The sequence below is a fragment of the Deltaproteobacteria bacterium genome (assembly GCA_029860075.1).
GTDB lineage: Bacteria > Desulfobacterota > JADFVX01 > JADFVX01 > JADFVX01 > JAOUBX01.
Genome location: JAOUBX010000006.1, coordinates 47,142 through 71,206, shown reverse-complemented (window position 1 = coordinate 71,206; position 24,065 = coordinate 47,142). Strand labels below are relative to the sequence as shown.

General features: G+C 41.2%; 24 protein-coding genes. 6 read left to right on the top strand and 18 right to left on the bottom strand.

Annotated features, from left to right (window positions below):
- Positions 1-49: 49 nt before the first annotated feature.
- The 3 genes from OEV42_03300 to OEV42_03290 form a co-directional block, all read right to left on the bottom strand.
- On the bottom strand, positions 50-772 hold the full coding sequence (locus OEV42_03300) for a serine protease (GenBank protein MDH3973285.1): 723 nt from the start codon (positions 770-772) through the stop codon (positions 50-52).
- Between the two features lie 412 nt (positions 773-1,184).
- Positions 1,185-1,754: a CAP domain-containing protein gene (locus tag OEV42_03295; protein MDH3973284.1), complete on the bottom strand. Its 570-nt coding sequence runs from the start codon at positions 1,752-1,754 to the stop codon at positions 1,185-1,187.
- 304 nt (positions 1,755-2,058) lie between these two features.
- Positions 2,059-2,475: a helix-turn-helix domain-containing protein gene (locus OEV42_03290; protein MDH3973283.1), complete on the bottom strand. Its 417-nt coding sequence runs from the start codon at positions 2,473-2,475 to the stop codon at positions 2,059-2,061.
- A gap of 258 nt (positions 2,476-2,733) precedes the next feature.
- Between OEV42_03290 and OEV42_03285 the strand changes: the two genes are divergently transcribed.
- From OEV42_03285 to OEV42_03275, 3 genes are all read left to right on the top strand, one after another.
- Positions 2,734-3,102 (top strand): hypothetical protein, encoded by a 369-nt coding sequence (locus OEV42_03285; protein ID MDH3973282.1) that lies wholly within the window; start codon positions 2,734-2,736, stop codon positions 3,100-3,102.
- Positions 3,103-3,402: 300 nt separating this feature from the next.
- Entirely contained in the window at positions 3,403-4,284 is an 882-nt protein-coding gene (locus OEV42_03280) for a selenium metabolism-associated LysR family transcriptional regulator (GenBank protein MDH3973281.1), read from the top strand.
- Between the two features lie 134 nt (positions 4,285-4,418).
- The gene (locus OEV42_03275) at positions 4,419-5,426 is read left to right on the top strand and encodes a transglutaminase domain-containing protein (protein ID MDH3973280.1); all 1,008 of its coding nucleotides are present in this window, start codon (positions 4,419-4,421) and stop codon (positions 5,424-5,426) included.
- A gap of 9 nt (positions 5,427-5,435) precedes the next feature.
- Here the strand turns inward: OEV42_03275 and OEV42_03270 are convergent, their stop codons facing one another.
- The 5 genes from OEV42_03270 to gatC form a co-directional block, all read right to left on the bottom strand.
- On the bottom strand, positions 5,436-5,732 hold the full coding sequence (locus OEV42_03270) for a hypothetical protein (GenBank protein MDH3973279.1): 297 nt from the start codon (positions 5,730-5,732) through the stop codon (positions 5,436-5,438).
- 108 nt (positions 5,733-5,840) lie between these two features.
- Positions 5,841-7,607 carry a cache domain-containing protein gene (locus OEV42_03265; GenBank protein MDH3973278.1) on the bottom strand — a complete coding sequence of 589 codons (1,767 nt, stop codon included), beginning with the start codon at positions 7,605-7,607 and terminating at the stop codon, positions 5,841-5,843.
- A gap of 20 nt (positions 7,608-7,627) precedes the next feature.
- Positions 7,628-8,590 carry an ABC transporter substrate-binding protein gene (locus tag OEV42_03260; protein ID MDH3973277.1) on the bottom strand — a complete coding sequence of 321 codons (963 nt, stop codon included), beginning with the start codon at positions 8,588-8,590 and terminating at the stop codon, positions 7,628-7,630.
- Positions 8,591-8,802: 212 nt separating this feature from the next.
- Complete coding sequence (gene gatA, locus OEV42_03255; GenBank protein ID MDH3973276.1) at positions 8,803-10,260, bottom strand: Asp-tRNA(Asn)/Glu-tRNA(Gln) amidotransferase subunit GatA; 1,458 nt, start codon at positions 10,258-10,260, stop codon at positions 8,803-8,805.
- A 9-nt stretch (positions 10,261-10,269) separates the two neighbouring features.
- Positions 10,270-10,557: an Asp-tRNA(Asn)/Glu-tRNA(Gln) amidotransferase subunit GatC gene (gatC, locus tag OEV42_03250; GenBank protein MDH3973275.1), complete on the bottom strand. Its 288-nt coding sequence runs from the start codon at positions 10,555-10,557 to the stop codon at positions 10,270-10,272.
- Between the two features lie 184 nt (positions 10,558-10,741).
- Between gatC and OEV42_03245 the strand changes: the two genes are divergently transcribed.
- Genes OEV42_03245 through arsS form a run of 3 tightly spaced genes read left to right on the top strand, consistent with a single transcriptional unit; the run spans position 10,742 to position 13,215 of the window.
- Positions 10,742-11,746: an NAD(P)H-dependent glycerol-3-phosphate dehydrogenase gene (locus tag OEV42_03245; GenBank protein ID MDH3973274.1), complete on the top strand. Its 1,005-nt coding sequence runs from the start codon at positions 10,742-10,744 to the stop codon at positions 11,744-11,746.
- Positions 11,747-11,772: 26 nt separating this feature from the next.
- Entirely contained in the window at positions 11,773-12,255 is a 483-nt protein-coding gene (locus OEV42_03240; GenBank protein MDH3973273.1) for a ferritin family protein, read from the top strand.
- Positions 12,256-13,215 (top strand): arsenosugar biosynthesis radical SAM protein ArsS, encoded by a 960-nt coding sequence (gene arsS, locus OEV42_03235; GenBank protein ID MDH3973272.1) that lies wholly within the window; start codon positions 12,256-12,258, stop codon positions 13,213-13,215.
- A gap of 95 nt (positions 13,216-13,310) precedes the next feature.
- Here the strand turns inward: arsS and OEV42_03230 are convergent, their stop codons facing one another.
- From OEV42_03230 to OEV42_03185, 10 genes are read right to left on the bottom strand one after another with little or no spacing between them, the layout of a single operon-like run.
- On the bottom strand, positions 13,311-13,538 hold the full coding sequence (locus OEV42_03230) for a DUF1858 domain-containing protein (protein MDH3973271.1): 228 nt from the start codon (positions 13,536-13,538) through the stop codon (positions 13,311-13,313).
- A gap of 16 nt (positions 13,539-13,554) precedes the next feature.
- A complete protein-coding gene (locus tag OEV42_03225; GenBank protein MDH3973270.1) occupies positions 13,555-14,997 on the bottom strand; it encodes an NADH-quinone oxidoreductase subunit N in 1,443 nt (480 codons plus the stop codon).
- 10 nt (positions 14,998-15,007) lie between these two features.
- On the bottom strand, positions 15,008-16,525 hold the full coding sequence (locus tag OEV42_03220; GenBank protein MDH3973269.1) for an NADH-quinone oxidoreductase subunit M: 1,518 nt from the start codon (positions 16,523-16,525) through the stop codon (positions 15,008-15,010).
- A gap of 24 nt (positions 16,526-16,549) precedes the next feature.
- Positions 16,550-18,454, bottom strand: coding sequence for an NADH-quinone oxidoreductase subunit L (gene nuoL / locus OEV42_03215; protein ID MDH3973268.1), 1,905 nt, complete (start codon positions 18,452-18,454; stop codon positions 16,550-16,552).
- Positions 18,455-18,480: 26 nt separating this feature from the next.
- Entirely contained in the window at positions 18,481-18,789 is a 309-nt protein-coding gene (gene nuoK / locus OEV42_03210) for an NADH-quinone oxidoreductase subunit NuoK (protein ID MDH3973267.1), read from the bottom strand.
- 3 nt (positions 18,790-18,792) lie between these two features.
- Positions 18,793-19,317, bottom strand: coding sequence for an NADH-quinone oxidoreductase subunit J (locus OEV42_03205; protein MDH3973266.1), 525 nt, complete (start codon positions 19,315-19,317; stop codon positions 18,793-18,795).
- A gap of 31 nt (positions 19,318-19,348) precedes the next feature.
- Entirely contained in the window at positions 19,349-19,894 is a 546-nt protein-coding gene (locus OEV42_03200) for an NADH-quinone oxidoreductase subunit I (protein MDH3973265.1), read from the bottom strand.
- A gap of 12 nt (positions 19,895-19,906) precedes the next feature.
- Positions 19,907-20,899 carry an NADH-quinone oxidoreductase subunit NuoH gene (gene nuoH, locus OEV42_03195; protein ID MDH3973264.1) on the bottom strand — a complete coding sequence of 331 codons (993 nt, stop codon included), beginning with the start codon at positions 20,897-20,899 and terminating at the stop codon, positions 19,907-19,909.
- 7 nt (positions 20,900-20,906) lie between these two features.
- On the bottom strand, positions 20,907-21,380 hold the full coding sequence (locus OEV42_03190) for a cyclic nucleotide-binding domain-containing protein (GenBank protein ID MDH3973263.1): 474 nt from the start codon (positions 21,378-21,380) through the stop codon (positions 20,907-20,909).
- Positions 21,381-21,398: 18 nt separating this feature from the next.
- Positions 21,399-24,056: a molybdopterin-dependent oxidoreductase gene (locus OEV42_03185; protein MDH3973262.1), complete on the bottom strand. Its 2,658-nt coding sequence runs from the start codon at positions 24,054-24,056 to the stop codon at positions 21,399-21,401.
- Positions 24,057-24,065: the final 9 nt, after the last annotated feature.

The window sequence follows — 24,065 nt, the reverse complement described above, 5'->3', positions numbered from 1 at the left end:
GTGCTCACTGGAGAGCGAACGAAGTGAGCGAATCTAGTGAAGCACATTGTTAGGCATCAGTTTCTGCAAGCTGTAAAAGCCTTTTTATCACCGAAGAACTTACAAAATGGACTAGTGAACTTGTTGCTGTTCCTCGCAATAACATACCCACAATCAAAGGAAATTGAATTTGTTGCTCGCCATTCATGACTGTTTTCAGGAAGAAAACTGGGCTTCCGCTTAATCCATCATAGTCCGATAGCCTGATCGTAGTGTCTATTTTGGCTGTATGGCAGTGCTGAGATAGGCTATTACCCTGATAAGTAGCCCGAATCACACTTCTCGTGTTTTTAATTGTACATGAATCAAAGTCAACAAAATTACTTTCTGAGGGATAACCAATTATCCAAAGTTCATCATTTCCTGAGAGCTCTTCGGCAGTCATTATCCCAGCTTCTATATCTTGCGCCGTCAATGGTGCGTCGCCATTTCCCTCAAATTCCGATAAATCAACACGTAGGGCATAGATATCTTTATAATCCTCATCGTCCAAACCTTCAGCCTTAATCAGGTAATTCTCATTAAATGGTAATGATATCCTAGAGTCATCAGCGGGGAATATTCTAAGCATGTCTGCTGCCCCGCCCATGTTGGTGATTACGTGCTTTGCTGTAATCCAATAATAATGATTAGAGTTTGCTAGTAGAAAAGAAGATCCCTTTCCCCAATACGGAAAATCAGGATTCTCTTGCTCAAATAATACAGGCCTGGCTACACCCTCAAATGTGTACATTTATTCAATGCCTAATAGGTTAGTCTAAAGTTTTTCTGGAGTTTAACAGAGAAGTTTTTATTTTGTAAATAGTATCGGTTTCTAAATTTATTTTTTTAATATTATCAACACTTCCTCCTCTGGATAACTACGGAAATCTGTAGTTATAAAGTTTTATTGATAATATTAAACAATGAACATACTATCAAATATTAGTTTTGTAGGGTGGGTTAAGCTCCTTTTAGCTATCAGTTTAATGCTGAAATAAAGTTATTTTTTAGAAATTCTCACACTATGACGTTAACCCACCACTTTTGAGGCTGTCGGTAACGAGGGTGGGTGGGTTTGATGTAGCGTTGGCATATTCATATATAAAAATTAATTCTAATAATTAGCTATCGGTAAAATTGAACGTAACCCACCCTACGCTACCTCAGTTTGGTGCAGCTAAAACCAGCGTCCAGTATGTTTTATAGTCAGCCGCCTCATTTACGACGCAGGCAGCCCCAATCTCGAAAAGATTTGCATTCATGATAGCTTCGCAATGAACAGGGCTATTTAGCCAACCATCTTGAACTGTCCCAGCCGCATCGGGACGGCCTGCAGAAATATTTTCTCGTGCATTCTGGAAACTATAGCCTGTAGCATTGATGCGAATTCCCGGATCTGAACCATCAGATCCAGTGTGACTAAAGAAATTATAATAGGCCATATCTCTGGAGTGTCTATCTGCGGCCTCGCGCAATTGCTCGTTCCAGGTAACAGTTGTGGTCGCGGAAAATGCGCCAAATCCCCCGCACGTTCTTGCCACTGCTCTTGCCTGATTCACAAGAAGAGTCATTTCTTCTTCTATTGGAGTGTCGAGTATGCATGCCCTTAAGGAATTGGGACCATCAAAATTGATGTTAGATGTATCTTCATCGCTTTCATCCGAACCGCAACCAAACAATATGGGAACAACTAGCAGCAATACAAAAATTTTCTTGCCAAAATCTATATACATCTGTAAATAACCTCTATTAGCTTATAAGGTTTAAATATTTTTTTAATTTGAATTCATCAAAGCACATAACTACAGAAATCTACAGTGATAAAGCTTTATTGATAATATTCAACAATGAATATAAAAAAACCCGAAACCGTCACCGGCCCGAGCTTTCTACTTTTTCCTTCAATATTTCCTTTTTCCCCATTTGCCTTTCCCTCAACGCATTTTTCTTATTTATATACTCTAATCATCTCTCCATGTAAATAGTTTTAACCCTTCCCAGCCTCCCCTTGCCAAGGGGAGGAGCGAAAAACCAGCCTTACTTCCCTTTCCGGGTTTCTTTCATAAAGCTCTTTTTAAAACTCTCATAGGCTTTTTGAACGTCATCATCTTTTAAAGCGCTTACATAAGTGCTGAGCATACCGACAAGACCGAGCTTACTGTCTTCCGGCAGGGCATGAAAGAGGTCGACAAGTTTTTCATCGACTATGGGAGTTTCACCACGGCCAACGTAATTGGCATCCTTGTTTTGATAAGCTTCCTCCCCGGTAAGAAGCCAGTTAATTGAAACACCCAACGCATTCGATATCTTAATCAGGTGCTCAGATTTGGGGATAACATTTAGGTTGAAAATTCTATTAAGTGCACCTCGGTTTAAACCTATTGACAAGCCCCAGGGTGTAGGCTTCCGGCTGCCAAGTTTCTCCAGTATTCTATCTTTAAATGTCTTTTCCATAAAAAAACATCCTTAACGTTGTTTTTAGCCTTGACAATAAACATCTAAATCGATACTATCGATGACTGAGTAATAACAGTCTGTAATTACCAGGCGAGCAATCAAGCACAAAAAGCAAAAGGCTGATGCTCCTGTCAATTCTCATGGCAGAAGTGCAGTCAAATCAACTTTCGATTCTATCTTACAGGCCTTACGAGGTCAACGGATAAAAGTATCTAAAAATCACAAGTATTATAAAAGTTTAATGGAGGTGGCAAAATGATGAAATATTTTAAGAAAAGGGTAGAGGCTCATGAGAAGGGGGAACAGAACTTTATAGCGCTCTCTGATTACGATGTGCTGGGAGAAGATCTGGCTATCATTTCCGCCATCTGTGATCAGTTTACCCTCTATACACACATCCTGACTTATCACCCCAACCCTAAAGAACATCAACGTATTGATATCGCCATAGATACTTTATGGGGACTGGGACAGGGGATTAATAATTTAGTCGAAGAGCTGCAAGAAAAATGTGAGGTTCTTGATGAAAAGTTTCATCTCCGCATAAAGGACGAGTATAAGAGGGAGGGGAAAGCTTCTAAAGGCAACCCACCAGACCTTACCGCTCCGGGCATAAGCCCTTGACAGGGAGGCTGTACTTCAACAAGCACAACTCTCAACCCCACTACTCGTTCCCAAGCTCCGGCCTGGGAACGAGTAGTGGAGTCGTTAAATATGATGATGATATGTTTCACAGGTATTTGTGCCATCAAAACATAAGTCCGACAGGTTTATCTTCTTTATTACCTCAAATATAAACACTACTGCTTCAAAAGCTTTTTTTTATTTTTTTTTTTGCTACAATGGGTCTTTTATCGAGGCTGAGGGTTTCAGTGTTCTCTTTAGCTCAGGGCCTCTTTTTTTTAGTCTGGAGCCCGCAAATTCATGTTACTGCCTTATCTCGATATTTTCTGCAAGGTCTATGAACTTCAAAGCTTCTCAAAGGCGGCAGCTTCACTATATCTCACCCAACCCACGGTAAGCACTCACATAAAGGCCCTTGAAGAGGAACTGTCTATTAAGCTCTTCGACAGGCTGGCACGCCAGGTAACACCCACAAAAGCAGGTGAACTTCTTTATGGTTATGCCCGAAACATAGAGAACCTGAAAAAAGAAGCAAAAGAGGCAATGGAGAGTTTTTCAGGAAAATTGAGGGGAAGTCTTCATATCGGGGGAAGCACCATTCCCGGTGAGTACCTGCTGCCTGAAATAATGTCAAACTTCAAAAAAAAATGTCCCCAGGTAATGACGATTCTGCAAATTGCCGATACTGGAAGAATAGCCGACAGGGTGCTCGAAGGTGAAGTTGAGGTCGGCCTTGTAGGGGCAAAGGGTGATGATAAGAGACTCGAAAGCAGGCGATTTATCGATGATGAACTGATTTTTGTGGCTCACCGTTCTTACCCTCATGAATCTCTTTCCATCGATAAACTGGGAACTGTACCTGTCATTGCCAGAGAGAGAGGGTCCGGTTCCTGGGCTTCTGTTGAAAAAGCGCTGGCGGCATTCGGTGTTAATCCTGAAAACCTCAATATCGTTGCAGAAATGGGTTCTACTGAAGCCCTTAAAAGAGGAATCAAGTCAGGAATGGGACTTTCTGTCCTTTCCACTATTGCCGTAAAGGATGACTTGTGCAGCGGATCATTGAAGGCGCTTAAGGTTGAGGGATTTCCACTCAAACGTTCTCTCTATGTCATTACCCACAAGAAACGTGCAAAAAGCCCCATATGTAAGGCCTTTCTTGATTTTCTGTCCCTTGACGCATAGTTTCTAAATCTTTGAGGCGTGGCTTCCTCAGCATTCAGCCGGTCTATGCCTTACCCTTAATCTATAGATAAAATCAATTTGAATTATAGTTATTTTTAATAGATAATAACTGTAATTCAATCTGGAGTTAAAAAATGATTATTAAAAAAACATGCGCTATCTTTATACTTTCTGCTTTACTGCTGGTCCTTGATTTTGCGCCGGTCCAGGCAAAAAGCCGCACCTTTGAAATGACCTACAAGGCAAAGATTGCTGAAATCCCTGCAAATGCAAAAAAAATCGATCTCTGGCTACCCTACCCTGTCAGCGACGAAGCCCAGCAAATACTGGATATGAAAATTGAATCTCCCTTCCCTGCTCATGTAAATTATGACAAGGAATTTGGAAACGGTATTCTCTACATAAATACCAAACCGGGGACAAAGTCTTTTGAGGTAAAAATGACTTTCCTGGTCAAGAGAAGAGAGCTTAGGCAGAAAAATCTTCCAAAAGAAGTATCCACTAAGCAGCTTGGCAACAAAGATCAATTTTATCGCTACCTCACTGCATCTAAATATGCCGTCATTAACGACAAGGTAAGATTTTTTGCCCAAAAAGCGACAAAGGATAAAAAGGGAATCTCGGAAAAGGCCAAAGGCGCTTATGATTTTATACTTGAAAATATGTCTTACGATAAGGTCATTCCCGGCTGGGGGAAGGGCGATGTGAACCGCGTATGTATCAATATTTCCGATGGAAAAGAAGGAACGGGTAATTGCACGGACTTCCATTCTTTTTTCGGCTCTATCATGCGGGCGTCGGGAATACCTGTGGTTTTTGAAATGGGTTTTCCCCTTAATCCATCGAAAGATTTGCCCGAAGGAATAAGGGGCGGCTATCACTGTTGGGCAAAGTTCTATCTTCCCGGCAAGGGGTGGGTGCCTGTCGACATTTCAGAAGCTGACAAGGCGCCTGAGAAAAAAGACTACTACTTCGGTTCTATCGATGAGCATAGGGTAAGGTTCAGCAGGGGGAGGGATATACTTCTCGAACCTAACCAGAAAGGGGAGAGGCTAAATTATTTTGGTCCCGATCCTTATCTGGAGATAGATGGCATTGCGTCTGATAATTTCGAGAGGTGGATATCATACGGGGATATCTGAGTTAACTCATTAAACTCCGTAGCCGGAAGTACGGCCGATCTCAGCAGAAAAGAGAACGATTGCCGTATACATGATAAGGTTTTGGAAAAATGAAGAGGGGAGAGTTTTTTGAAACTCTTTTTTAAATTTCTCCAGCTCCGCTTCACGACTCTTTGCCGGTCCGTTCTCTATATTTCTCTTTTTATCCATATAAACGCGAAGTAAGTCAGAAGCCTGGGTGACAGAAACAATCCCTATACAGAACAAAAAACCTCCGGCTGTCCAGTCAAACCATTGCGTACCCAGAAGCCCTAAGAGTATGTGCATAAATAAATTCCAAAGCATAAAAAATAATCTCCTTTTTAATGAACACTCATTATAAACAATAAATTAAGAGATGTCATATATATTAATGTCCGGTCACTAATTCGAAAATCAGATATCACCTTGCGACTTTCGCTTGTCTTTAAACGTAATTCTAAATTCCGTACCCTCTTCACTGCAAAGTTCTATTTTCCCACCAAGCTGGAGTTCCGAAAGCATTGTTACAAGGCACAGACCGATTGAATCCGAATTTCTTATATCATAATCGGGACTCATTCCAATACCGTCATCTTTTACAAGCATTTCAATCAGGTCACCTTCTTTTTTTGATATTTTAATATAAATATTGCCTTTCATTTCATCTGGAAAGCCATATTTAAGCGAATTGGTAATAAGTTCATTAATTATAAATCCGCAAGATATGGCGAGGTCGAGGTCAAGAAAGGTTTCCTTAATATCTACATTGAAATTGACATTATAGGAAAGGCCCTTATAAGTATTTATAAGCAGAGCAATGAGATCCGAGATATAATTATTGATATCAATAAGTGCCAGCCTTTCGGACTTGTAGAGCTTTTCATGAATGAGGCTCATAGATCTGATTCTCATCTGACTTGCCTTTACCATCTCAATATCGCCTTTATTATCCATTTTTTTAATTTGCATGTTAAGGAGACTGTTGATGATCTGCATGTTATTTTTTACTCGATGGTGAACTTCTCTCAATAAAACTTCTTTTTCTTTCAGGGATAATACAAGCTTCTTTTCAACCTCTTTTCGTTCTTCTATATTTGCCTCCAGAGATTCAATATTCTCGAGCAATGTAGAGGTCATAAAGTTAAAAGATCCTGCCAGATAAGCAAGTTCATCGTTGCCGGAAACGTTGGCCTTTTGATCAAAGTCACCCTTTGAAATTGCCTGGGCAGTATGTGCCAGTGTCTCTATGGGCTTTACCATTTTTTTTAAAAGCAAAACAATAAGCATTATGGCGGCAAAAAGGGTTATTACGGAAAAGATGACAGTTATCAGTAAGGACTGCCTCATATAACTTAAGGCTTCTTTAACAGGAACTTCTGTGACAATGAAATACTTTTCATCTCCCAGCATCATCTTTACCTGTGCAATAGCAACGCGGCTGCCATCAAGTCCACTCGAAATAGTTTTCTTATTATCAATATTAAAGTAGGTTTCTTTCAATACAATGGAAGGATCAGGGTGGGCAATAACTCTATTTTCGCTATTGAGTATGTAGGTAATCCCTGTGTCGCCAATTTCAATTTTTGCTATCACGTCCCACATGTACCGCATCCTGATATGTGCGATCAGGACACCTTTGATTTGACGCAGCCTGACATCTTTCAGAGGCAAACTTACAATTAACAAGGGTTCGCCCGTTCCTTTTTCAAAATAAACGGGTTCATAATGAATTTCTGCCCCCGCCATAATTGCTTGATATCCAGGGTTTCCTGAGAGGTCAATAAGGTCACTTTGAATAAAGATTTCAGTTCTGGAAACGTGAACTTCCTCGAAACCCTTTTCATCGAGCAGGATAAGGTCCTGAAATACTTTCCCATATTCCTTGTTTATTGTAGAAGAAAGAAGCATGGAAAGAATATTTTCTTTTTCATATTGATTAAGTTTAATAATATTCGTCGCTTTAATAGTGGACAAAAGCAATACCCTTTGTTGATCGAGGTAATTATTAATTTTTTGTAAAGCCACATTTGACATTAATCTCTGAATTTTTGCGATATGAATTTTGTGGGAAAGATAATGATCCCACGACAGGAGAGTACTAAGCAAAATAAGGGGAGAAATGGAAAGCAGGCCAAGGGAAAGGATAAGAAATTTACGTATGCTTTTTTCAGATTTTTTCATAACTCTAGATGTGATTATGCCTATTGTATGACGAAGTTGGCCTGATCTATAACGTGATCGGCTATATGGACATTAATCCTGGATGCCGTCTGCAGGTTAAGACCCAGAAAAAAGTCGGCCATTTCAACAGGGAGATGGGAAGGCCTTGCTCCCTGTAATACGGATTCCGCCAATCTGCCTGCATGAAAGGCAGCCTCATAGTGACTTACCCCATAAGAAAGGAGCGCACCCTTTTTATATTGAACATGCCCTGATGAAGCAACAGGCAATTTCTTTTCTATCGCCTTTTTCGAAATGATTTCCAGATTGGAATTGATCAAAATAGAGTGAAATGTGAACACTGCCTCTGCTTCAGCCGGGATAGATTGCAGAGATTCTATTAATTCTTCTTTATTTGTTACCTCAGAGAGAAGGATTTTAACATCAAGCTTTTTTGCCGCCTTTTCCAGTTCATTAAAACATTGCAAAGCAGCTTTTGTATCAAATGACACGGGAACCCAAATAGTGGCCATATCATGAAATATGGATTTGAGCCATTCAAGGGTCTTTGGCGTACTGCCGCTTAACTGAATACCGGTCAGGTTTCCCCCGGGATGCTTTATGGATTCAACAATATTGGAATTAACAGGATTGTTAACAACAAATATGACAGGAATTTCTTTTTTTTCAGTCAGTTTTTTAACGGTTCTTGTCACCGGTGTGGTTATGGTAAAAATGAGATCAACTTTTCTCTCCACCATTCGATTAATAAAATCTTCGAGACCTTCATTATTTTCACGGAAATAGAATGTTGTATTTTCCCCGCTAACATAGCCACGACTGTCAAGAGACGCAATAAAGCCGTCTGTTCCATGGCTCGTACCTGATTTAGGTATCACAATAGCAATATGATAGTGTTTTTCAGGTTTTGCAGTACAGGCAAAAACGGTAATTAAGAGGACAAGGACTAATAGTATGGATAAAAGGCCGGCTATGCTTTTCATTTAATAAACTGACAAATTGAATTTAAGCGAAATAACAGGGCAAATGACTCTTGTTTCATTTTATCATTTTTAATAGCGTGGGCCAAAAACAAAACAAAAAGTTAACAAAAAAGGAATAATGTCAGGCTATATTATAAAAGTATTTATTTTCGCCAAAACTGTAAAGGAGGTTAATCTTAAAATTAGTCTGTATGGGCCGATAAAAGACGAAACTAAAGTGCCGGTTTTTTCTTATGCCAGTCCGTCGCCTGCTCATAGGCATAAGCCACTTTAAGAATACTTTCCTCATCAAAGTAATTTCCCATCAGTTGAAGACCAATAGGCAATCCGTCTTTAGACAAACCGCAGGGAAGAGAAATGCCCGGAAGTCCGGCCAGATTGCAGGAAATAGTCAGAATATCAGAGAGATACATCTGAAGTGGATCACCTGATCGCTCGCCAAGCTTAAAGGCCGGTGTGGGAGTTGTAGGCGTTAGAATGACATCACATTTTTCATAGGCGCCCGCAAAATCCCTGGAAATCAGTGTCCTTACTTTCTGCGCCTTAAGATAATAGGCATCATAATATCCGGAGGAAAGCGCATAAGTACCGAGCATAATTCTTCTTTTAACTTCTCTTCCAAAACCCTCATCCCTCGTTTTTTTATACATATGAAGAAGGTCATCAACTTGTGAAGCCCGAAAGCCGAATTTAACTCCGTCATAGCGAGCCAGGTTAGAGCTTGCCTCAGCAGGAGCGACTATATAGTAGACGGCTACGGCGTATTCCGTATGAGGAAGGGAAATTTCAACAATCTCTGCACCAAGGTTTTTGATTTGACTGATTGCCTGTCGGGTGGCATTTTCAACATCTTCATCCATACCTTCAATGAAGTACTCCGTTGGGATACCGACCTTGACACCCTTTAAATCTCCTGTAAGCACCTCTCGGTAATCAGGCACTTCACGGTTTATGGATGTAGAATCTTTTTCATCATATCCGGCAACAGCGCCAAGCAGTATAGCAGCATCTTCAACATCTTTAGTCATGGGACCAACCTGGTCGAGAGAGGAAGCAAAAGCAACGACGCCATAGCGGCTTACTCTTCCATAAGTAGGTTTTAAACCGACAATGCCACAGAGTGAGGCGGGCTGTCTGATCGACCCCCCCGTATCGGTCCCAAGGGAAGCGATGCACTGGTCAGCAGCGACGGAAGCGGCAGAACCGCCACTGGAGCCGCCAGGGATTCTTTCAAGGTCCCAGGGATTTTTAGTGGGGCCATAATAGGAAGTCTCAGTAGAAGAACCCATGGCAAACTCATCCATATTTGTCTTGCCTACAATAACCGCGCCCTGGGACTTTAAATTTGCCACAGCCGATGCATCATAGGGTGGAACGAAATTGGATAACATTTTAGAAGAACAGGTCGTCAAAATGCCATCAGTGCAAAATATGTCCTTGACGGCAACAGGAATACCCGTAAGCGCTGAAGCTTCACCTCGTCCAATACAGGCATCCGCCTCCCTGGCCGCATTTAGAGCCTCTTCTTCCATGACCGTAACATAAGAATTAATCTCGCCATCAGACCTCTTTATGGATTCAAGTACAGCTTTGGTTACTTCAACAGACGAAACCTGACGCGAATCAAGTTTGTCTCTAAGTTCATGAATAGTAAGTTTTTCCAGGGACACTGCTTTCTCCTAATCTATAACTTTCGGTACTTTAAAAGAGCCATCTTCACCGTCAGGAGCGTTAGCCAGGCCCTTTTCCACAGTAAAATATTCTTTAAGAGCATCTTCACGAAAAGCATTAGTAACGGGAACGGCATGACTGGTTGGTTCTATATTTTCTGTTTCAAGCTCGGCAAGTTTGTCGATATAACCAATAATGTTGTTCATATCTTTCGTCAGGGAATCAACTTGACCCTGGGAAAGTTCGAGCCTTGCAAGGTGAGCTACTTTGTTTATATCATCTTTTTTAAGTGTCATCGAATTTAATCCCTAATCGTCATTTAAGGTGAGATAATGTAACATATCATCATATTACCTTTCAAGTATGATTAAGTTTTATCAATGCGAAATTTCATTCTAATCAGGCTTAAACATTGGATTTTGATAGACTAGATAGGCAACTTATGTTAAAAATATATAAAAAAACGACAGGATTTGTTAAGTGAGAATTGGAGTTGTTGGCGGTGGCAGCTGGGGAACTACCCTGGCGAATTTACTATCGAATAAAGGATATGATGTTACCTTCTGGGTTTATGAGGAAGATCTTTGTCGAACAATAAATGAATCACATGAAAATACCTTATATCTTAAAGATATCACGCTGTCTAATGAGTTAAGAGCATCTAATTCAATCTCTCAGGTTATCGAAGAAAAGGATTTGCTATTGTTTGTCACGCCTTCTCATGTAGCCCGTGCCATTCTTACTGAGGCCAGTGATCATATTAATGAAGATCAGATTTTGGTAAGTGCAACTAAAGGGATTGAGGAATCTACACTTAAGACAAATTCACAGGTCATTGAAGAAATATTATCTCCCTCTATCTCTAAGAATACCGTATATCTTTCAGGCCCCAGCTTTGCCAGGGAAGTAGCCATAAGGCAGCCTACTGCCGTAACGGTAGCTTCCCAAAATGAAAAGAGGGCACAGTCCGTTCAGGAAATTTTTTCGACTGACTATTTCAGAGTTTACAGGTCTAGCGACATTATAGGTCTAGAGGTAGGCGGTTCTATAAAAAATGTTATTGCCTTAGGTGCAGGAATATCTGATGGTTTAGGTTTTGGAAGTAATGCCAGAGCTGCGCTTATAACCCGCGGTTTGGCCGAAATGCTGAGACTTGGTGTTAAAATGGGGGCCAATGCTATGACTTTCTCCGGTCTTTCCGGTCTTGGAGATCTCGTACTCACATGTACAGGTGATTTAAGCAGAAATAGAAATGTAGGTTTAAGATTGGGGAAGGGTGAAAAGATAGGGGATATCCTTTCAGATATGAAAATGGTTGCTGAAGGCGTAAAAACAGCCAAGGCTGCTTATGATTTGTCCAGAAAAATATCTGTGGAAATGCCTATTACGGAATGTATATACAACATTATATATAATGATATGAATGCCAGAGAGGCCGTATCGACCTTGATGACGAGAGAACTAAAAGAAGAACTAACAAAATAATTAATTTAGTTGAGAGGAGTGGATTCATGAGTATTTTATTTTCAGCATCAGAGGTTATGACCATAGCAATTCAGATAGAAAAAAATGGTTTAAATTTTTATAATGCTATGGCAGCTAAAAGTGAAAACAAGGAGGCAAAAGAGCTGTTTAAATTTCTGGCAGATGAGGAAGTAAAACATTACAGTACTTTTCAAAAGTTATTAAATGGATTAAAGAAGCTTGAAATTTCAGCATACGATCAGGAAGAGTACAATAACTATCTTGGAGCATTGACAAGTTCCAGAGTATTTAACAGAGATGCCAACACTGCTGAATTTGTAAAGGATTTAACTGATCTTGATGCAGTTGAAATAGCGATTGAAGCTGAAAAAGACTCTATTCTTTTTTATTATGAACTACTTGAACAAGCCTTTTCAGAAGATAAAAACGAGATCGAAAAAGTAATAAAAGAAGAAAAGATACATTATGCAAAGCTTATCAAACTTAAAAAGGATCTTTCTGCCGGCTAAATGAATTCTTTCATATCTGTTTTAGACAAGCATAAACTGCCACCACCTGTTAGAGTCGATATCCAAACTCTTCAGGTTAATCTGGGCAGCCTATGTAATATGACCTGCGAACATTGTCATGTAAATGCTGGCCCTGCATCTTTGGAAATCATGTCTCAAGAAACAGCTGATTCCATCATTAGATTTCTATTTAAACATCGTATACAGACCCTGGATATAACAGGAGGGGCACCTGAAATGGCACCTCCATTTAAAAATCTGGTAACCAGGGCTAATCAACTGGTAAAGGAAATAATGGTCCGTTGTAACCTGACTGTACTATTTGAACCGGGAATGGATGACTTACCGGATTTTTATGTAGGTAATAATATTCATCTTGTCTGTTCCCTGCCATGCTATACGAAAGAGAATGTGGACAAGCAAAGAGGGACGGGAACATTCGATAGCAGTATAGAAGCTCTCAAAATTCTTAATAGTGTAGGATACGGTCAAAATAGCGACTTGAAACTTGATCTTGTTTACAATCCTGGAGGCGCTTTTTTACCTGCAAATCAAGCAAAGCTTGAGGCTGATTACAAGAAAGCCTTAAAGGACAACCATAACATCAGTTTTAATAAGCTAATTACAATAACTAACATGCCCATCAGCCGATTTTCAAAGGAAATTAAGAAGAACACAACAGAAGAAAACTACTTACGTTTGCTTGCAAATAATTTTAATCCTTCGGCCCTTGAAAGTGTCATGTGTAAATACTTGTTAAGCGTTGCCTGGGATGGAAAAATCTATGACTGCGATTTTAACCAGGCTTTAGGAATAGAAACAGCCGACAGAAAAGGTAACTCCATATCAATTGAGAACATAGACCTTGAACAACTTCTGGGCGGGACGATAAGATGTGCTGATCATTGTCTGGGCTGCGTTGCAGGAGAAGGAAGTTCTTGTTCGGGCGCATTGATTTAGAAATAATAATTAAGTACTGCAATTTTTAGCGAAAAAAAAGCCCCACTATCACAAGAATGTGGGGCTTTTTATAATCTCTAATTATGTTTTACTTCTTAATCACCTACGAGCTCATTTAATTCCTTCAATACAGGAACATGACTCATATCATGCATAGCACAAGCAAATTCAATTGACTCAACTCTGGAGCCGGGCATGCGGAGAGCCATTACTCCAAAATGCTTTCTAAATACCTCTAATGTTTCAGGGTACTCTTTAACAACATCCCTAACAAACATCTCTTTTTTTATTTTACCTTGCGGTTCATCATGACCAGCAGCCACTTCTATCCTCCAATCTCTAGAAAAAAACCTTCTCTGACATTCTAATAGCAAAATCGGTTACAGGTCCCGGATATACACCAAGATATAATACGCCAACGTTACAAGCTGTTAGCGCAACTTTCATAGTTACACTTACAGGAATCTTTCTATCATCTTTAGGCTCTCTCATATACATAGCCTTGATAACAAGAATGAAGTAGTAAAGTGTGACGACGGCCATAATTGCTCCGACAAATGCCAGGAGATAATTCTTTTGTTCAACAATAGCCATAAGTAAGTATAGTTTGCCTATAAATCCACCCAGGGGAGGAACTCCGGCTAGTGACATGAGACCAATAAAAACGGTTGCCGCCAGGTAGGGCGCTTTCCTGGCCAGACCATTAAAATCCTCAATAAGGTCTGAATCAGTAAGGTTAGATACAAGGATAAGCACAAGAAAAGCACCGAGCGTAGAGAAAAGATAAGCTGCGAGATAATAGATTGTACCTCCCGCTCCAATTTTACTGGCTGCTGCAAGGGCCATAAAAATATAACCTGCAGAACCAATTCCGGCATATGCTATAAGTCTCTTCAAACTTTTCTGCGGAATGGCAGCAAGATTTCCAAAAATCATCGATATGGCTGCAATACCCGAAAGGACTCCGATCCATGCAGAAGACATGGGTAAGAGCGCACCAAAGAGCACTCTCATGAGAACTGCTACGCCCGCCACTTTGGAACCAACGGCAAGAAATGCCGTTACCGGTGTTGGAGCCCCCTCGTAAACATCAGGCGCCCATATATGAAATGGTACCGCTGCGATTTTAAAACTGAGACCTGCAATTACCAGCACAACACCAAATTTTAGAGTATTTGGAAAGTCGCTCATTCCGGAAACGGCCTTATTAATCTCTACATAGTTAGTACTGCCTGTTACGCCATAGATAAAACTGACACCGTAGAGAAGTACGCCCGATGCCATAGCCCCGAGTATCAAATATTTCATACCCGATTCCAACGATACCGGATTGTCCCTCAAATAGGCTGCCAGTATATAGAATGTAATGGTTGTCAGTTCAAGGGCAACATACATGCTCATAAAGTCAGCCGCTGAAGCCATAATAAACATTCCCAAAGCCGCAAAGAGGGATAGGACATAAAATTCACCCTGAAAGGACTTTATTTTGTCAGCATAGGCAATAGACATTAGAATGACGAGCAGCGCTGTTATACCAAGAATGATTTTAAAAGCCATGGTAACCCCATCCTGAACATAAAGCTCAAAAAATGCAGTATCGGCAGCAGCTCCTCTCAATGCAACTTCAATAATAACAGCAACCATAGTGATAGCGCAGAGATAGCCAATCCATTTACGGTCACCCTTCTCTATCATGAAATCGAGAGTCAAAATGACCAGAGCCGCTCCACAAAGAAGCAACTCCGGTGACATAAGCATATAATTGGTTGCAGAAAAATCCATTACTACCTCTCTATTTTATAAGCTGTGCCGTCTTTACGGCCTCGGCTGCGTGATTAAGTTTATCTACAAGCGGCTCTACCCCTGAATTTATAATCTCCAGAAGAGGAAAAGGGTAAAAACCGACAATGAGAAGAATAGATATTAATATGACATAAGGTGCCCTGTGCAAAAAGGTATGGGCATCCTCTAGATCCGCCCATTTAGGGTCTGGCTCTGAAAAGAAAGCATCTCTGATGGCTCTCAACATATAAGTAGCTGATATAATAATACCGAAAACCGCAGCTACAGCCGCCAGTGGATAAACCTTAAAGGCTGCAATGATGACCAACAATTCTCCAACAAAATTGGCAAAGCCGGGTAATCCCGCTGAAGCAAAAGCCATGATAGCAAAACAAACGCCTAGAAATGGAATGTGCTTAGCCAATCCCGAAAAATCGTAGATCATCCTGGTATGTGCCCTGTCATAAATAAAACCGATAAGGGCGAATGCGAGAGCCGTCATAATACCGTGCGCAAACATAACCATAACAGCACCATTAATCCCTGCTATGTTTACACAAGCCAGTCCAAGCAGAACATAACCCATATGACTGGAACTTGAATATCCAATCATAAATTTAAAATCTCTCTTACTCATTGCTACGAGTCCACCAAATATCATGTTCAATACGCAAAGCGCAGCGACTAGCGGCATCCAGGCCTGAGCTCCAGCAGGGAACATATCGAGACATATCCTGATAACGGCATAGGCGCCCAGTTTCATGAGAACACCGGCATGAAGCATACTAACAGCCGTTGGTGCAGCAGCGTGTCCGGCAGGCGACCAGGAGTGAAAAGGCATCATTGGAATAAGCGCACTGAATCCAAAAAGCAAGGCCGGGAAGAAATACCATTGAAAATCAACCCCATAAGGCGTCGAAGCCAATACTGTCATATCAAATGTCAGGTAGCCGTTAACTTCTCCAGCAAGGAAATACATAGCAAGAAGGGCAACAAGGGCAATAAGCGAACCTAAGGTCAGATATATGGTTAGCTTCATAGTCGCATATTCTTTATTGGAACTTCCCCAGATCCCAATGAGAGGATACATGGGGATAACCGCTAATTCATAAAAGAGATAAAAGAAAAGGAGGTCAAGAGACATGAAAACACCATGAACTCCAAAAACGAGTGTTAAGAGAAAAAAGAAGAATTCCTTTTCTCTTTCCTGAATACTAACCCAGGAAACAAGACAGCCCGTGAAAATAACAAAGGCCGTGAGCAAAACCATAGAAACACTAATACCGTCAACACCGAGAAAGTATTGTACTCCCAGTGTTTCCACCCATGTAATCTTCTCGACAAATTGATAACCACCGGCAGTCGTGTCATAAGCCCATGTCATATAAAGTGAGAGCACCAGCGAAAGACCTGTCGATATAACAGCTGTCCAGCGAACACCCATTTTGTTGCCTCTTGGCAATACGGCAATAATAACAGCGCCGATGAGAGGCAAGAACATTATGGCTGATAAAAGTGGAAAATTCATTTAATGACTCCGGATTATACTAATTTAAAATACTGACAGAAAAACCAGGGCGGAAAGGCCCAGAACAAATATAAAGGCGTAACTTTGGATCTTACCTGATTGAGACAACCTCAAAATGGCGCCGCTCTGCCTTGTCCAGAAAGCGAGTCCATTACAGAAAAACCCGATAACAATATTGACCTCACACCAGTTAGTAAATGCAGAAATTTTGTTATATACGTTTTTTACAATCCAGAAATAAACTTCATCGAAATAATATTTATTTTCAAACATTTCGTAGAGTGCTCCCAGTTTTTTAGGAAGTACATCTTCTGTAACCTGCTTTCTCCCATAGATAAACCAGCCGAGAGCCAGACCTAAAAGAGCAATAACAGTCGATTGAATCATTATATCCCAATGAAGAGGTCCATGATGATATTCACCGTAGTGGATAAAGTAACCAAAACCATGTACAACTCCGGGGATTCCAAACTCACCAATAACACCTGATACCACGGCGAGAACTGCAAGGATAATGAGTGGGACGGTCATTACAGCAGGTGATTCATGGGCATGGTGATCTGTACGTTTAGGCCCGGTAAAGGCTACACACCAGAGTCTCGTCATGTAAAAAGGCGTGAGGAAGGCAGCAATAGAACCCATGACAAAAAGGATCATAAAACCATTATCATGAGCTGCCCCTAAAATAAGATCCTTGCTCCAGAATCCGGCAAAAGGCGGAAGACCAGCCAGAGCGAGATAACCAATGAAGAATGTCCAATAGGTCCATGGCATGTATTTTCTTAATCCACCCATATCCCAAATATCCTGCGAGTGCACTGCATGAATAACACTACCGGAACCGAGGAAAAGAAGGGCCTTGAAGAAAGCATGTGTCGTCACATGGAACATTGCGGCAGTATAACCCGCTGTCGTGTAGTGATCAGCGGCAAGGTTCACCACTCCCATAGCCATGATCATGTAACCGATCTGACTTAATGTTGAAAAGGCAAGAATCCTCTTAATATCATTTTGTGAAATGGCAATAGTTGCAGCAAAAAGAGCCGTTAAACCGCCGATATAGGCAACGACTTCCATAGCAAAGGGGGTAAGCATTAGCAGTGGATAAGTCCTAGCCACAAGATAGACACCGGCAACAACCATAGTGGCAGCGTGAATAAGGGCAGAGACGGGTGTTGGACCTTCCATCGCATCGGGAAGCCAGACGTGAAGCGGCAGCTGTGCTGACTTACCCATGGCACCGCAAAAAATGAGCAATGCAGCCATGGTTAGCGTTCCCGTAGCAAGAGTAGCTCCATCTTTGGCAAGAATATGTTCAATCTCATAGAAATTAAAAGATCCAATTGCATAATAGAGAACAAGAATACCAAGGATAAAACCAAAGTCTCCTATCTTATTAACCATAAAGGCTTTAACAGAGGCCTCAGCAGCAGACCTCTTTTCATAATAATAACCGATGAGAAGGTAGGACGCTACACCAACAAGTTCCCAAAAAACAAATATCTGCAAATAGTTAGTGGAGAGGACAATTCCAAGCATTGAAAAAATAAAAAGAGATAAACAGGCAAAAAACCTTGAGAAACCTTCTTCGCCATGCATGTAACCACGGGCGAAGATATGAATCAAGGACCCGACTCCCGTAACAACCATAAGCATGAGAATGCTCAACGGATCAAGCAGGGTGCCCATTTTTATCGTTAATCCGGGCAAAACTATCCAGTCAAGAGTACTCTCAATGGGTTCAAAGTGGCCATGAGAAGTTACTAACTCATAGAATGGAATCAAGGAAATGAAAAAGGGTATACCAACCCCGGCAATCGAAATATAGGAACTTAAGTCCTTATATTTCCTCGTGAGCAAAACTATCGTTAAGCACGAAATGAGAGGTATGAATAATATTAACCAACTGTAATGAATGTTTTGAATCACCTTTAAGTCTCTCCCTTAAATTATCCTTACCACTTCAGCGTATCGATCTCGTCAATCTCCATTGTCTTTCTGACCCTAACCAGATTAACTGCTATGGCAAGCCCAATTGCAACTTCTGCAGCGGCAACAGCCATGGTGAATATGGAAAATACCCGACCTGTTAAATCACCCAGATAATATGAAAACGTTACAAAGTTAATATTGACTGAATTAAGGATTAGCTCAAGTGACATGAGGATAACAATGATATTTCTTCTCGTCATAACGCCGATGACGCCTATAGAAAAGAGTATACCTGAGAGGACCAGGTAATATTCCATTGGTATTGAAGACATAAATCAATCCTCCTTTCGCGGTTTTACGGTGAGAACAACTGCACCCACAAAACCGATAAGCAATACAACAGATATAATTTCAAAGGGCAGCAGGTATTTTGTAAAAAGAACCCTGCCAAGTGCTTCCGTATTCTGACCAATGCTAAACAATTTGGAAATATCTGTGACCTCTTCAGATGGCTGCCCGAAAGTTCCACCGGCAATTAGAGCTATAATTTCTATTAGGAAAAAGAGCGCTATAGGTACTCCTAAGACAATCCATTTACTGAATTTCTCCTTAGCCATAGAAGTCCTGATGTCGAGGAGAAAGACGGCAAAAACGAAAAAGATCATAATAGCGCCGACATAAACAAAAATCTGTGCACCTGCAATAAAAGGAGCTCTCAGCAGTAGAAAAAGGCAGGCTATCTGAAAAAAACAGATGATTAGAGAAATCACGCTATGCACTGGATTCCTGAATGAAATCACCATCACAGCTGATACTACGGCCAACGCTGCAAAAAGAAAGAAAAATAGAGTTTCTACCATATTAAATTTTCCTGTTTACGATTGAATATAATTACCACCAGCGGTATCTTTTACCGCTTACCTCTTCAACCCTGACGGGTCCCTTACCTCTTATAAACTTTGCACTGGCAACTGTTCCCACTTTTTCAGGATCAGTTTCATTAGGCTTGTTTTTTAGAAGATCTTCAAGAGTCATCACCGCATCTTCACGCTTGTAACCGGCAAATTCATATCCGGCGCCATGCATAATGGCATCTTCAGGACAAACCTCAACGCAAAGGCCGCAATAAGCACACCTATGAAGATCCATAGTATAAAGATCGGGACGCCTCTGCCCTTCTTCATCTTCCTTCGCAATAATAGTAATAACGTTGGCAGGACAAATTTTGGCGCAAAGCTCACAGGCTACGCACTTGACTTTATTATTCTCATCAACAGCCTGGTAGTGAAGACCACGGAACCTCTCATAAGGGACCCACTTCTCCTTATCAGGATAATGCATGGTAATCGGCTTTTTAAACCAGTTATACTTAAAGGTAAGCCTCGCCCCGTTGAAAAGATCTACTAAAAATATAGTTTTAAGGAGTTCCTTGATCATTAAATCCTCTTATCAATATAGTAAAATAAATCCGCTAATAAGCACGTTGGCCACGCCCAGTGGAATCAGAATTTTCCAACCAAGTGTCATGAGCTGATCATACCTGTATCTTGGCCAGGTAAACCTGAGCCACATAAAGAGATAAACAAAAAAGAGCAGCTTCAAAACAAACCAGATAATACCGGGTATAAAGTCGAGGAATCCAAAAGGCGGCATCCAGCCACCGGCAAACATGACGACCGCCATGGCAGAGATACCAAACATGGCAACATACTCGGCCAGAAGGAAGATAGCGAGACGCATACCGCTGTATTCCGTATTAAAGCCGTTCCCGAGGTCACCTTCACATTCGGTAAGGTCAAAGGGTATCCTGTTGGCTTCGGCAAAACCGGCAACCATGAAGATAAAGAAAGCTACCAACTGTTTATGAGGCATAAAGTTCCAGTTCCACCAGCCTGCACCCTGGGCCAGTACAATCTCCTGCATATTGAGCGACTGGGCCATCATGATAACGCCGATCACTGCAAAGCCCATTGCCACTTCATAGCTAATCATCTGGGCAGAGGCCCTCATACCGCCGAGCAGGGCATATTTACTGTTAGAAGCCCAACCACCGAGTATTATTCCATAAATAGAAAGGCCACTCACTGCAAGAATATAGAGAATGCCTATGTTCATATTGGAAAGATAAACCGTATCCGTCACAGGGATAGCAACGAAGATGGCGATATAAGGAACAAGCGCCATAAAGGGAGCGACTTTAAAAAGAAACTTGTCAGCGCTAGCAGGAATGATATCCTCTTTCAAAAAGAGTTTCATACCATCAGCCACAGGCTGGAGTATCCCGTGAAATCCAACTCTCATTGGCCCGGGCCTCAGTTGAATATGACCGGCAATCTTTCTCTCAATCCAGGTAAAGGGAAGCGGGAGACCGAATATAATAAGTACAGCCGCTATCGACTTGAGCACCAGGATAAGTATGTCATTCGCCAATAATGCTTCCAGCATTTTTTTACCTTCTTCTTCCAAACATATAAGAAATCATGTCAACGTAAGTAGAATTCATTCTGCGGACTATCATATCTACATGAAAAACAATGTTTTTCATAATCTTGTAGGCAGCCCGAGGCTGCTCTTCAATAAATTTATCGAAATCAGCCTTCTCGATTTTAAGAATTCTTGTACTGTGAACAGTAGAAACTGTCGCTGAATGGGGCCTTCCGTCTAGAAAAGACATTTCACCAAAAATATCACCATCTTTCAGAAGCGCCAGTACCTGCTCACGTCCCTCAGGGTCCTTCTTGGTAATTTTTACCTCTCCGCTCTTTATAATATAGAGCGTTTGCCCTTCTGTTCCTTCATCAAAAACAACTTTTGCCGGGAGATAGTCAACTTCATCCATGATCTCACTGGCTGCTTTAAGCTCCTCTTCATTAAAGAATGAAAAGAAGTCTAATTTTTTCAAAACATTAATATCTTCACTCATAATAGCCTCCTAAGACCTTTAACCTTTTTTGGTTAATCTTCCGCCGACAGCGCCACCCGTTTTATCAAACAAAGGCCTGGCATCGAAATCACGATGATTAATAAGGACGATAACCGTACCTGCTGGTACACGTTCGGAAACAACAGCAACAGATGTGACTGAAGCATTCTTGGTTTCAAGGGCAACTTTATTTCCAGTTTCGATTCCAAGCATGGCACCATCTTCTCGGCTAATAAGAATACTTCCCTTTTGTTTAAGTGTTGAGAGTCCCTCATCCATCCATGACAAGGAAGAGGCAAGATAAACATCCTTACCTGGAACAACAAAGAGGGGCGCACCTCCCTTTAGTTCCGAGCCTGTTGGAATTTCCGGAACAGAGACCTCTCTGAGAGAAACATCCTCTGGTACAACTGCCGGCAAAATTTTCCCATCTCTTCCAATACCTTCCTTAAAAGCCGCTCCATAAGAAGGAAGTACTTTCCCAATTTCAGCAGTAATAGCATTTAAGTCAGAACATCCGAAATTATCAACCATTTGCTCTGCAATCTCATTTAAGATTTTCCAGTCAACTTTTGTCCCGCTGAGTGGACTTATTGATCTATTGAGTGTCTGCAGTCTTCCTGCCAGATTGGTTACTGTTCCCTTTTTCTCTGCATATGAAGCTGCCGGCAGCACAACATCAGCAAGTTTAGCCGTTTCTGTCATAAAGAGATCTTGTACGACGAGAAAGTCTAGTTTCTCCAGTGCGACTTTAACTTTATCTAAATTAAAGGCAGTGGCAGCTGGATTATCACCCATAATGTATATGGCTTTCAATCTGTATGCAGCAATAGATTCCAGCATCTCATCCCAGTTACGCCCCTTCTCTTTCGGCAAGTCACAGCCCCAGACTTCACCAATCCTCTTAAGGGAATCCTCATCATCAATCCTCATATGACCAGGTAAGAAATCAGGCCCGACACCCATATCAACGGCTCCGGCAAAATTACCTGATGTAGAAGCATAAATTGTTTGCCCCTTTTCACCGTTAAAATCAAGTAACTGAGAGAGATTATAGATGGCTTTTACAGTTTCTACTGCCAAGTGTGTAGAAACAACATCATTTCCAAAAAGTATGCACCCTTTAGATGCTCCGGCAAGTGACCTGGCAAGAGTCATTATATTAGCTTCTGTTAAGCCTGTCTGATCTTCAACCTTCTTGATATTCAGACCTTTAACAGATGATGTTATAGCTTTAAGCTCTTTGCTTCTTTCTCCATTAAATGCATCAATATACAGCTTCTCTTTAATAATAGCTTTAATTAAGGCTAGAATAATGAGATTTTCAGACCCTTTTCGACAAATCAATTGCGTGGGCCTGGATGGTAAAAGTCTATTTTCACCAGATGAAATCATTGTCAGTTCAGCACCATTCATTCTGGCTGCAATTCCCGCATTCATTGAAGCAATCGGTGTATCTGTGCCAACGGAAGAACCCAGAATAAGAATGGCATCAGAATCCTTCATCACTTTGATATTTCCCCTCATAGACGAGAGCAAAATAGTAGTCTTTCTATCAAAGTCTCCTGAGCGACACATATCGATATTGTTTGTTCCGGTAGCTACACGGAGGAATTTCTGGAATACGTAATTATCCTCATTACTGCAAATACCGGAGGTAAGTCCACCAATTGCCTGCCCACCTTCCCTCTCCTTTATATTAGAAAGTTTAGACGCAACAACAGATATCGCTTTCTCCCAACTCACCTCAACAAATTTGCCATTTTCCTTGATCAGGGGCGTTCTAATTCTTTCACGTGAATTGATAAATTGATATCCATAACGTCCTCTTGCGCAGAGGCTGATCTCTGTATGAGCTTTATCAACAGTAGCATTATTTCTTAAAACTTTTACTTCCGTCTTTTCTAAAGCTTCTGTTTTGCCAACACTTTGAGTGTGCAACATCTGCGTCGCAAACGGGTCAACATACTTACTTTCAGATGTGATAGAACAACCGACGCTGCAATGAGGACAGATAGTTTCAGTCTTAATAAGATCCCAGGATCTCGCCTTATATTTAAAAGGCTTACTCGTAAGAGCGCCAACAGGACATATCTGGGCTGTATTTCCTACAAATTCACTCTCAATGGGCGTATGACAAAAACTTCCCATTTCCAGCTCATTACCCCTGTTGAGTTCACTAATAGCATAGTCACCGGAAATTTCACTACAGTACCTCGAGCATCTTCTGCAAGCAATACAACGATTCATTTCCTTTTCAAGGGAAGGTCCCATATCCCTCTTTTCAAAGGTACGCTTCTTCCACCTGAAACGACCGGCAGAACCTCCAAAAGCGAATGAAAGATCCTGAAGATCACACTCGCCGGCCTGGTCACAAACAGGGCAGTCAAGAGGGTGATTAATAAGGAGAAACTCCATTTGGGCTTTTCTTGCCTGGACAACAGTCGGCGACTCGGTAAATACCTTCATCCCGTCCATAACCGGTGTTACGCAGGAAGGCTGAAGCTTTCTCATGCCATCTATTTCAACGAGACACATTCTGCAAGAACCAAGCTTGCTTAACTTTGCATGATAACAAAAGGTAGGAATCTCAAACCCGGCATCTCTTGCAGCATCGAGAAGCAGCATCCCGTCATCAACTTGCATTTCTTTTCCGTTAATCGTTATTAAGGCCATAACTTACCC